The organism is Kribbella ginsengisoli (assembly GCF_039537185.1).
In the GTDB taxonomy this organism is placed as follows: Bacteria; Actinomycetota; Actinomycetes; order Propionibacteriales; family Kribbellaceae; genus Kribbella; species Kribbella koreensis.
Genome location: NZ_BAABAA010000029.1, coordinates 16,872 through 27,965 on the forward strand (window position 1 = coordinate 16,872; position 11,094 = coordinate 27,965).

Here is an 11,094-nt window from a genome sequence, read left to right on the forward strand (position 1 = left end):
GCTTGCTTTTCGGCAAGGGAGGCCTGCGCGACCCGCCAGAACGAGCTTCGCGGTGGCGACCTTGGCCAGGGCATGGGTTATGCCGGGACGCTGGACCGACCGATGCTTCCAGGCTTGTATCAGGAGTACTCCAGGCGTAGCGAGCACACTTGTAGAACATCCAGATGACTGGTGCCAGAGATGGAGAGCGCCGTGACCATCAGTCGCATGTCCAGACTCGGCAGCGTGCCGGACAGTATCTCGGCCGCGCCGGCGCTGTGTGACAGGTGTGGTTCACGGGCTTGCATACTCATCCACCTCACCGCGGGCGTACTCACACTCTGCCGGCACCACTTCCATCGTCACGAGGATGCTCTTCTGGCTATCGGCGCCATGGTGGAAGAGCTGCCCTGACGGTCGAGCCGGGTGACGGGGACTGATCGACGGCCAGTTTATCCAGGCAGTAGACGCGGGCGCGTACGTCTCCTTTGAACGAGCGCAGGTTCGCCGAGAAACTCACGGTCACCGGACTCTCACCGCGCCAGAGAGCGACGCGCCGATGACCAGCGGTGACGATCGTGTCGTCGTACAGGACGTCGCACGGTTCCGGACCTCTCACAATCACACTGATGCGGACGGACCCGGTAGGGTACGGGTACCGGCGAATCTGCTGCTCCAAGTGCAGATTGGTGCCCGTCACCTCGAAAGTCATGGTTTGATCGATTGGCTCGACCGGTGACAAGTGGCGCACCTCGCCGAGTTCGGGTGCACAACGAGTCCAGCGCGGCTGCCAGCCGAACCCTGCCTCGACCAGCATGCGGCGAATGGCCCACGAGGATGTGGAGTCGTAGCAGTTGTATCCGTCACTGTGGATCGCGTTCGGATCCGCGTGGTACTGAAGAAGCAACCGAACCAAAGCAGCACGATTCTTCACGCACGCAAGCAACAGTGCGGTAGCGCCGGTCCACGGCTCGCACTCGTCGACATTCCAGCCGGAGGTGCACAGTGCCCGAAGACCTTCGAGGTCGTCGCCGTCCACCAGGTCGTGTAGTAGCGAGAAGTCGATCAGCCGTCCACCGATGACTTTGACTGGGTTCTGATGCAGGTCCAGTTCGGTAAGCGCAGTCAGATCGACGGTGCTAGGCAGATCTGCGATCTGGTTCTGCCGTAGCTGAAGACTGGTGAGAGCCGGCAGGCGCCCGATCGGCTCCGGGAGGACTGTCAGATCATTCCGGCTCAAGTCCAATTCGGTCAGCGAGACGAGATCTCCGAATGACGACGGAAGGTCGCGGAGACGATTTCCGTCCAGCTGCAATGACGTGAGCGACTCCAGGCGGTTGAAGGTCGTTGGCAGGGTTTCGATCTTGTTCTCGCTCAGTCTGAGGGACAATAAGGAATCGAGCTCCCCCAAAGAATCAGGTAGTGCGACGATTCGGTTGCCGTCCAGGCTGAGCAGCACGAGGTCGCGGAGACGGCCGAGCCAGGTCGGAAGCGTCTCGATCTGATTATCGTCAAGAGCCAGTGTCCATAGGGACTGCAGATTCGCCAAGCAGTCCGGCATGTGCGTGAGCCGGTTCCTGCTGATGTACAGATGCCGCAAGGACGTCAGCCGGGCAAGGCCGTCCGGAAGCGAAACCAGCTGGTTTCCGTCAAGGTTGAGCTCGGTCAGTGAGGTCAACTCACAGATTTCCAGCGGCACGCTTGTCAGCGCGAGCCCCGATAAGTCCAGCGATTGGGCCGCGTCCCGCGCGGCTCGAGCGACGCGCTCTCCAGCTGTTGATTCCATCTCACTCAAGCCTGTCATCAAACCGCATGCCCCTTGGTGGCACTGAAATCGAAATCCGCTGAGCGGTCAGGAGCATTGATGTACCCGGTCCAAGGACGTGAGTTCAGCGGCGAATGCCCGGAGGAGTGGTGGCATCGTGTAGCTCTCCCGGCTGTGGACCTCGAGTAGGTTGGCTCGCACTAGTTCGTTCAGGCCGAGTCGCACGACCGATTCGTTGCCACCGCTGCACGCCTTCGCTGCTGTCAGCGTGATCTCGGGGGATGTGATGGAGGCAAGCGCCCTGAAGACATCTGCGCCCGCATCGGTGAGCCGTTCGTAGGACGTGCTGAATACTGAACGAAGGTCTGTACTGGGGTCGCCGCCGTCGAGTACGTCGAGTGCGTCAGACGGCGTCAACATCTGCGCTGCCAGGTCGGCGATACGTTCGTGTGGATGAGTCAACTGCCGGCACCCGATGATCGCCAACGCGAGTGGAAGCCCACCGCAGACAACTGAGATGTGTTCTGCGATCCGGCGGTCGATCCCTGGTCCCCGTCCGCCGATCCGGCTCGTGAGCAGATCGATGCTCGCCGGTGTGGTCAGCGGCGCGAGGCGGAGGAGGTGGGCACCGTTGGTGACCGCAAGGGAGGCCAAATCGGACCTACTCGTTACCAGGGCCAGGCAGCCGGCTGCACTGGGCAGGAGCGGACGCACCTGATCGGCATCACGCGCGTTGTCCAGTAGTACAAGCACTCGTTTCCCGGCCAGCAGCGATCGGTAGAGTCCCGCAAGTGCATTGATCTCGTCCGGTAGCTGATTCTGGGGCACTCCGAGGGCCCCGATGAACGAGCGCAGCGCTTCTGCGGCTCCGACCGGGGGCTTGACAGCGTCGAATCCTCGGAGATCGACGTAGAGTCGACCATCCGGGAAGTCGGGCAGGACTTGATGCGCCCAATGCAGCGCTACCGAGCTCTTGCCTACGCCCGGTGCACCCGTAACCGCGATGACTGGCGCGGCCGTCGTTGAGCTTGTGGCTTGTGGACTGTTGATGATCGCATCCAGAGACCTGAGCTCGTCGGCACGGCCGATCAACGGTGTAGCCGCAGGTGGTAACTGCGTCACGGCAGCGCCGGAAACGGCCCGGCGCGCCCCTTCGAGCGGCTGGATGTCGAGACGGCGATCCTGCCGGAGTACTGCCTGCTCCAAATCACGCAGTGCGCGGCCCGGATTGATACCCAACTCGTCAACAAGACGTGAGCGCAACCGCCGGAAAGTCGCCAAGGCGTCGGCTTGCCGCCCCGCACGGTAATGCGCCAGCATCAGCTGCCCATGCAGATCCTCGTCGAAAGGATGGCGATCCGCGAGGTCTTCAAGGACGCCGATCAGGGCCGAGTGCTCTCCTAGCATCAGTCGGGCATCGGTTAGTGACTTCACAGCTGAGTACCGCAGCCGATCGATGCGCTCGGCCTGCTCATCGAGCCACGGATGCCCGCGTACATCTTCCAGTGGCTTGCCTCGCCACATGTTGAGCGCGGTCTGCAGCTGAGCCGACTTCTGCTCGAGATCGGGCGTCCTTTCGGCCTCACTGATGAGCTGCTCCGCGATCTGCAGATCCGTCTCCACCACACTGCGGTCCAACCGATACCCCGGAGCGCTCGCAACAATGCAGCCTCGTCGTACCAGGGTCCGGCGAAGGTAGGACATGTGGCTCTGTAAAGTGTTGAGAACGGTGGAGGGAGTGTTCCCCGACCAGACCACATCGATCAAGAGATCGCTGCTCACCGGCTGACCGATACGGAGCGCGAGAGCCGCAAGCAGGGCCTTTCTCCGTGCTCCGGGAATCTCCGTCACCAGCCCGTGAGTGACCACGTCGATCGAGCCTAGTAGCCGAATCCGCAGAGCCGGCGGGGACTTGACGCCAGCCGGAGGTGCCGCGGGTTTCGGCGCGCGAGGGGCCGTGGAGATGGAGATTGTAGTCATCATGCTCCCTCGGATCGTGCGGTCGTCATCGACCGGCAGATTGGATTCCTGGTGCTGGCCTCGGTGCCCGCGGCGAACGCCCGGGTTATGGGACGACCTTGTTCCCGCCATGCGATCAAACCCCCGTCGAGATGGCCCACATCGGTGTAGCCGAGCGCTTCGAGTGCCAGCGCCGCGAGTGCGGAGCGGCTCCCGGACGCGCTGTAGAGAATGATTGGTTTTGCGTTGTCGAACTCTGGGCGATGTTGTGGGCATTCTGGATCAGCCCAGAACTCGAGCAGTCCGCGCGCCGCATGAATCGCGCCCGGGATCGCGCCATCACGTCCTACTTCGTCCGGCTCGCGAATGTCGACGATCACCGCAGCGCTCGTCTCCAGCCACATGGCGACATCGTCAACCGACAGGTTGCGGATCTGGCCGCGGGCTGCCGCCACCAGCTCTCGTGCCGATGCGCACATGTTGCCTCCTTGAGCTCCTCCTTCGAGGAGACGACAGGCATGAGCTGTGCGCATCCGTGCTGAGTACGGAAGTTTGTACGGAGGCTCGCCGGAAGAGGCGGACTCTGGTCCAGCCTAGGCGGGAGATACCCGCGACGAATGATTCAAGAATGCTACAGATGGTGATGCGGCACAATCTCTGCGTTCGTCCGCCAGGTGTCGAAGCGGTCCACTCATACATGCAACGAGGCGATAGCGCAGCGTTGCTACGTAAGGTCGGCTGCTGTCAGCTCCCCAAGGCGGCTGTCCTCATTCGCTGGCCTAGCCCGCGAATCGGTTGGTATCCGGGAGCTCGTCCTGGCTCGCCGACTGGCGACGTTGACTGGGCCGGCCGGGGCCGGGGACGGTCGAGTGAGTTTCGCGGATGCGATGGGGCTCTGGGCGGACGGCGGCCACCTTCGGGCCGCGCTCGCCGATGCGCTAGGCCGTGTTGCCATTGGCTGACGGTCCACTAGCTATCGCCGGTGAGGTCATCAGGAGATCGGTCCGCTTGGCCAACACGGCCTTGGTGAGTGCCGTTCAGGCACTCTCCGCGCAGCTCTTCGCAGACCGCGCCCGATCAGCTCCACCGAGCTCCGAGATGATCTGCAGACCTCCGGACCGCACTGGGATGTGCTATCACTGCCGACGGTGAAGAAGTGGCATCTCAATTGTTAGCCGGCGTCGGCGAACTGCTGCGACAGCGGTAATCCTCTATTGCTTCCAGGATCTGGCGGTGACGATGTATGAGTCAGGCAGCAAAGCGCGGCAATTGTTGTCGCAAGCGCTGGCAGGCTTCAGGGAGCTATCGGATGACCTGCACCACGGTGCCGCGATGGCTCTGCAATCGTCCGACCGCATGGTGCAGGCCGAGCTTTGGTCGAGCGTGGCCGAGCAGAGCGAGTGCCCGCGCATCGTCAGCCGAACCTGCCCCGGCCTTGACGAGTGGTTGCGCCGACAGCTCGGCAAGGAAGAATACGCCGAGGTGCTTGCGGTCGGCGTTGACACCGCCGGTCGAGGATCTCCTCGACCGGCGGCTCTCCGCCGACTGGTTGTGCAGTCACAGTTCACACGGAGCTGTCGGCCGTCCTAGAAGAACCCTCGTTCCATCGCCGTCCACCGTGTCATGGTCCCGCCGTCAGCGTCCAACCATTTCAACTCGCACTGGACCTCGTCCTCTTCAGCTCCGCGGTCCTCGTCGAACAGGCCGCCCTTCGATGCGACCTGCGACGCGATCAGGTCCACGCCGGCCGCCGTCGCCCAGATCTGCTGCGCGCTGTTGTTCGCCAAGCTGTGAACCTTGGTGAACAGCCTCTCCTTGCGGATCGCGTCGACGCCGTAGCAGGTCACAGTGATCGATGCGCCATTGTTGAGATATCCCCAGCCGGAGTCGGTTGGGATGAACGCGTAGTAGTCGGCGAAGACAGCGCCGGGACTGACTTCACGCATGGTCAGATCAACGTACATCTCGGTCGCGGCAGCCGCAGGCGCCACAGTCAAGCCGGCCGCGCTCACGGCCGTCACCAAGGCACCGAGCGCGAGGCTCCGTGCCCAGCCCACGGCGAGTTTTGAGTGTTTGGCCATAGGAAGTCTCCTACCTCCGTAGTTCGGTCGCTCGGCCACTCCGTCGGCGACATCAGGGTCAGTGTCGACTGTCCGCGAGCAGCATGGTCTCCATTGCTGAATCCATGCTGAAGGCCGCGACGCCAAGTACGTTTCACTACCTGTCTATGGCCGGTAAGGCCTGCAGTGAGCAGTTGCCGATAGCTACTTGCAGCCTCCGGTCGGGGACTTCTTGCCGATCCAGAGCTTGATGTTGCCGCCCGCGGCTGTGCTGGCGCCTGGTGCCGGTTGCTGGGCGATCACCTTGTCGATGCTGCTGCAGGTGTAGTCGATTGAGTAGGCAACCTCACCAACCGCGAGGAATCCGGGCGCAGACTGGAGGACATTTGTTGCGGTCGACAATGACTTGCCCCGCAAATCAGGTACCAGCACCGACTTCGTCGACATGGTCCAGAACTCTTCCCACGGTGACCATCCACCGTCGAAGCGTGGCCACGACCGGAAGACCTGACCGCCGCTGCTCATCGCGAACACATTGTCCTGATCGGCGGCGACGGTTGTCACAAATCCTCCCGGGAACGGGTCGAACTGAACGAACGGAGTCCAGGTACTCGCGCCCGGCGCCGTCTGCCGGGTACGCCATACGCGCCCACGATGGTCGCTTCCGACCATTGTCAGGTTGCCGTCCACACCTGGTCCGACGGCCAAGGAGCTCAGTTGACCTTGGAGTTGGACCCAGATGCTGAGCTGACCGCCAGGAGACGTTTGCCAGGCATGCCATATCCGGCCGTTGCGATCGAGCGCAAAGATCTCCAGCCGGCCATCGGCGTTGGTCTCGGCCGCGATAGTTCGCATGAACTTGTCGAGTTGCACCCAGCCGGACCAGCTCCCGCCCGCGGTTAGCTGCTTTCGCTGGAATACACAGCCGGCTTCGTTGGTGCCGAACAGCTCCAGACGGCCATCCGTATTGCGGGCCAGGGCAACAGTGGAAAGTATGCCGTCGAAGGCCGACCAGCGAGGCCACTGCCCGCCGACGGTGAGCTGCTTCTTCCGCCAAATGCGGCCGACGCTGTCCAGGCCGAACGCTTCGAGCCGTCCGTCCAGGTTGGCTTCTGCCGCCATCGCGCGCATCGCACCGTCATGTTGCACCCAGTCGGTTCCCCAAAAGCTCGGGAACGGTTGCTGGTCGACGAATACCCGGCCGGCGACGTCGAGGCCGAACACCGCCTTGCGACCATCCGAGGCCTCGGCCAGGGCGAGCCGTGGAGAGTGCACTGGAAGTGGGAACGGCGCTGGTAGCAGAAGCCAGGTATTGCGGTCTTGGTGCTCACCGCGGCGCTTGTCGTAGCCTCGACCGCGGATCTCCTGCGGATCGTTGGCCGCGAGCTCCCGTGCCAGTGATGCCAGCGACGCGGGATCGTCGAGGTCGCCCCGATAGTCCAAGGGTGCGTCGATATCGACCATCGTGGTGAAGATCGACAGCATTCCGTTGCCCTCCGCCACCTCGATGATCCGGCTTTGGATCGGCCAGTCGATGTGGGACGCGGTGTTGATCTCCCAGAACCCGCCGGTGGGGAAGTTGGAGCTCGTCGGCAGGTCGCGGCGTCGAAGCGCCCCAATGCCGTTGCGATGCGTGTGGCCGTTGACGAGCATGATCACGTTCGGGAACCGCAGCAGCAGCCTCTTGAGGTCATCACCTCCGTAAGGCGCGGCGCTGTTGGTGTTGTCCATCGAACCGAGCGTGTGGTGACAGAAGATGACGAACATCTTGTCCTTGACACCCGGCTGATTCACGAGCGTCGGATAGGTCACCGTGCTGCCGTCTGCGAGCTCGTATCGCGAACTGTTCGCCTTGAGCCTGCCTTCGAGCCAGGCGAACTGCTCACGATCGAGACAACCGTCCGCGCCCATCGCCGCTGTCGTGTCCAGACAAATGAACTGGAACAGGTCGTCAGGTCCGGACGGGACCGCGTAGTAGGCCTTGCTGCTTCCCAGTGTGAAGCCGTGGCCGTACGGAGTACCGGTCGTCTTGAAGTGCTCTTGAATGAACTCGGTTCTCGACAGCAGCCGGCGTGCTGGATCCGGGGTGATGTTGACGTGCGCCATGCCAGTCGCCAGGGCGCCGCCGGCGTCCAGGAGCTCGTCGAGCTGGCCCCATGAGGCGTCGGGCATCTCGTCGGGAAGGGAATGATGCGCATCCAGGTACGGCTTCTTGCCGCCGATGGCTATCCTTTTCAGTGGATCCCACCAGCCGAAGTCGATCGATACGTTGCCCTGAACGTTGGCCTCATGATTTCCATAGGCGGCGTACCACGGCATGCCCAGGCCATGGGCGTCGAAGGCTGCCCGGGCATTGAGCGAGAAGTTCTGTATCGAAGGGAAGCCAGCCGTATAGTGCTTACCCCCGAACTGGGGAAACTCGGGCATCCAGTACTTGGGATCGTGACTGAAGACACCTGCAGTAACGCTGCTGTCGGCCGCGGATCCTGTCGCCGGGGTCACCTGATCGCCAGAGTCAGGCTTGACGCGATTGCCGTCAAGCAGGTCCATGTACCAACGAGTTTCGTTGTACTGGCAGTTGTCGATCGAATCACCTGTCACGAGGGTGAGGGCGAGTGGCAACCCGGTCCGTGGGCCTACCTTGGTCCTGGCGATTGCCCTGCACATTGCGTCCACCACGTGTGTGGAGAGACTTTCGTTGGGGCGATAGGCGGAATCGAACGGATAAGAGTGCAGGTGCGGAGGGCCGTAGTCGGCGTACTCGTCGAGGAACTCCACGCGAAGCGGCGACTGGTCATCAACGACGTGGAGGTCGGTCATCTGCGCGAACGCGATCAGTGGGCGGTCAGCTAGCGGTAGCCCTACCTGAGCCATGTCCGTGCGCAGGAGGTGCAGCTCACCAGGCGCGGCGACGAGCCTTCGGTAGCCCCTGCCGATATCGGGGCCGAGGGCAACTGTTGTATCGAGAGTGGTCTGAATCGGAGTCGTGGCGATGCTCGCCGAGGCGGCTGGCCCTGCGTTGCCCGCCGCAGCCTGGGGACTGATCCCCAGCGCCTCGGCTACCGCAGTTAGGCCACCTGCGGCAAGGACGGTTCGTCGTGTAGGCTTCACCTGCTTACCTTCCGTAGTAGGTGCTGATGCTGTCGATCAGCGGCGAGCCGAAAGCCACCAGACACAGGTGCATCTTCTCCGGCACGCATTGACAGAGGTGCCTTTCGACGATGCGATGGGGCCCTGCACTGTCACTGGGACAGCGCTGAATCCCGCCACCATCACCACGATCGTCTGCTGATGCCTGCTTCATGGGCCGCAGAGGACCTCATCTGCTGGACGGTGGCCAGGAGCCCTTCACGCAGGAAGCGACTCCGCGTGGGAACGTTCGACTTCAGCTTGGCTCCAGTGCGGCTTACGAGCGAGTTGCGAGCATCAGCTCCGGAAGATACTCATGTACAGCTCGAGGAGATGTTTTGACGCAGCCCCTTTATTCCGACGAAGACGCCGTGCGGCGCGCTGGCCGGCCGCGTGCACTGATGGTTGGATTCGTTATGGCCTGGCTCGCCGCATTGGCGACTCAGGTGTCAGGTGTAGGCATTCTCATCGGCGGCAAACGGACGATTCGCGCCTACGTCGAGAGCACGGCAGTTGGTATCGCCGACCCTGAGGTCATCGCGAAGTTGATCGAGAATGAACTTGATCAAGCGTATTCGCTTCTGTCGTTGAAGGGTTGGATCGGCATCGGAACGGCCGCATTGGTGTTGATCGGCTGCGTCGTCGCAGTCAGGGCCAACCGTGGAGCGACACGAGGGCTCGTCATCGTTGCTCTGCTAGCGAACATGATCGCTGCCGGCCTACAGCTAGGCGAGAATGAGCTTCTGCCGGACCTCTGCGTGCTGACGTCGTTCTTCGCGGCGCTGATGAGCATCTGCGCGATTGTGCCGTTCGTGATGCCATCGGTGCGGAGACACGGACGTGCGCGCCGTGCTGGTCGAGCCTGAGAGGTATCAGACGCCATCGTGAAAGCCTGCTGGTCGGTCGGGTTGGACCAGCCAGCAGGCGTTGCGGCGCGGTCGCGAGATCGTGGGGAGTATGCCGTCCATCGCCCTGCTTTGGTTTCAGGCCGAGATCAGGGGGCTGAGGCAACCTTCTCCGGTGCGTTACAGAAAGATTGGAAAGCTCGGCCGCCACAGGCAGACGCCCGGGCCGTCGCGACGCCCGCAGCAGAGCAGTCTGAAAAGAGCGGTGTCGGCTTGCACTCTCGCTATTGCCATCCCCGCTGCGGTTCTCGCAGTCGACGGTCGACCCGGCTCAGGTCCCTGGACCGACGCGTTGCCCCGCTCAGTGCTCAGTATCCCGGGCGTCAAAAAGACTTCTGCAGTTGCCACGCCGGATCGATCGACCGCTGTAGCTCCGATATCTCCGTTCACTGCTCCGTCGCCCGCTGAGACGATGTCATTCGGTCGTCGCGAGCCGCGGCCAGTACAAGAACGGCGGTCGTCGTCTCCAACCGCGGCGACCGTTACTCCGGAGATCGTCGTAGCGCCGGCATCGCCCACCACGAGACCATCCGTCGAGTCTCCGCAGAGTCCGGTGCATCCGTCACAGACGCCGGCAGCAAGCCCGACGATCGGCAAGACGCTCGAACCGACCGACGATACTCGCAGGCGCGCAACGGAGCTGAACGCGCGTCGGCTCCGGCACGGCTGCCTACCACTCGTGCCGGACGGTAACCTCGGCATGCTTGCGTCTCAGCACGCGCGGTACGTGGCCGATACGGGGACGCTGACACACCTTTCCTCGGAAGGGCAGGACCCCGGTGCGCGAGTCCGAGACTCGGGCATCGAAGCGAGGGGTGTCGGGGAGACAGTGGCTCGCGGTCGCGAAGCCCGTCGATGGTCGTCCGAGGTCGGTGATCCTGCCAGTGATTGCGACGTGACTCGGATCGGTGTGGGCTACGGAGAAGGGCGATGCACGGTCATCGCCCCTGTCGTCGGCTGCCTGGTTTCTGCGGGCCGGATCAGAGTCGAGATCTACACGGCCAGATGATCCTGACGCTCCGGGGTCCTGGGCACAGCTTGTCGCATTGATCCGGCTCGCCTGGCGCCAGCTCTTCTGCGACGGCGACAGTAGAGGGAGTTGTGGCACTACGACAATCGGCGAACCTTACGGCACGGGCCACCGTCCGTGGGCGGGCCGCTGATACGGGTCTGGCCGGACCGCGGCGCGCGGTGCTCGAGGTGCTTGCGCAGCATCGAGCGGCCCCGGTGGATCCGGCTGCGGACGGTGCCGAGCTTCACATCCAGCACGTCGGCGATCTCGTCGTACGTCATGCCC

Annotated in this window: 10 protein-coding genes; 4 read left to right on the top strand and 6 right to left on the bottom strand. The window is 63.0% G+C overall.

Going from position 1 to position 11,094, the window contains the following annotated elements:
* Positions 1-207: 207 nt before the first annotated feature.
* A complete protein-coding gene (locus tag ABD768_RS43245) occupies positions 208-393 on the top strand; it encodes a DUF7455 domain-containing protein (RefSeq protein WP_425558482.1) in 186 nt (61 codons plus the stop codon).
* On the opposite strand, the gene ABD768_RS42440 is transcribed toward ABD768_RS43245, so the two are convergent.
* The 3 genes from ABD768_RS42440 to ABD768_RS42450 all read right to left on the bottom strand — a co-directional run bounded on the left by ABD768_RS42440 (position 362) and on the right by ABD768_RS42450 (position 4,182).
* Complete coding sequence (locus ABD768_RS42440; protein ID WP_344850575.1) at positions 362-1,765, bottom strand: leucine-rich repeat domain-containing protein; 1,404 nt, start codon at positions 1,763-1,765, stop codon at positions 362-364. The two genes, ABD768_RS43245 and ABD768_RS42440, sit on opposite strands and share 32 nt — an antisense overlap.
* Positions 1,766-1,831: 66 nt before the next feature.
* The gene (locus ABD768_RS42445; protein ID WP_344850577.1) at positions 1,832-3,595 is read right to left on the bottom strand and encodes an AfsR/SARP family transcriptional regulator; all 1,764 of its coding nucleotides are present in this window, start codon (positions 3,593-3,595) and stop codon (positions 1,832-1,834) included.
* Positions 3,596-3,723: 128 nt separating this feature from the next.
* The gene (locus ABD768_RS42450; RefSeq protein WP_344850579.1) at positions 3,724-4,182 is read right to left on the bottom strand and encodes a rhodanese-like domain-containing protein; all 459 of its coding nucleotides are present in this window, start codon (positions 4,180-4,182) and stop codon (positions 3,724-3,726) included.
* Positions 4,183-4,936: 754 nt separating this feature from the next.
* On the opposite strand from ABD768_RS42450, the gene ABD768_RS42455 reads away from it, so the two are divergent.
* Positions 4,937-5,293, top strand: coding sequence for a hypothetical protein (locus ABD768_RS42455; RefSeq protein ID WP_344850581.1), 357 nt, complete (start codon positions 4,937-4,939; stop codon positions 5,291-5,293).
* Here the strand turns inward: ABD768_RS42455 and ABD768_RS42460 are convergent.
* Complete coding sequence (locus ABD768_RS42460; RefSeq protein WP_344850583.1) at positions 5,290-5,784, bottom strand: hypothetical protein; 495 nt, start codon at positions 5,782-5,784, stop codon at positions 5,290-5,292. The genes ABD768_RS42455 and ABD768_RS42460 overlap by 4 nt on opposite strands.
* Positions 5,785-5,967: 183 nt before the next feature.
* The gene (locus ABD768_RS42465) at positions 5,968-8,874 is read right to left on the bottom strand and encodes a TIGR03767 family metallophosphoesterase (protein WP_344850585.1); all 2,907 of its coding nucleotides are present in this window, start codon (positions 8,872-8,874) and stop codon (positions 5,968-5,970) included.
* A gap of 356 nt (positions 8,875-9,230) precedes the next feature.
* On the opposite strand from ABD768_RS42465, the gene ABD768_RS42470 reads away from it, so the two are divergent.
* The gene (locus ABD768_RS42470) at positions 9,231-9,758 is read left to right on the top strand and encodes a hypothetical protein (protein WP_344850587.1); all 528 of its coding nucleotides are present in this window, start codon (positions 9,231-9,233) and stop codon (positions 9,756-9,758) included.
* Between the two features lie 451 nt (positions 9,759-10,209).
* A complete protein-coding gene (locus tag ABD768_RS43250; RefSeq protein WP_425558481.1) occupies positions 10,210-10,806 on the top strand; it encodes a CAP domain-containing protein in 597 nt (198 codons plus the stop codon).
* Positions 10,807-10,904: 98 nt separating this feature from the next.
* Here the strand turns inward: ABD768_RS43250 and ABD768_RS42475 are convergent.
* Positions 10,905-11,094 (bottom strand): sigma factor-like helix-turn-helix DNA-binding protein (locus ABD768_RS42475; protein WP_344850589.1); only part of this gene is annotated, 190 nt, incomplete at its 5' end.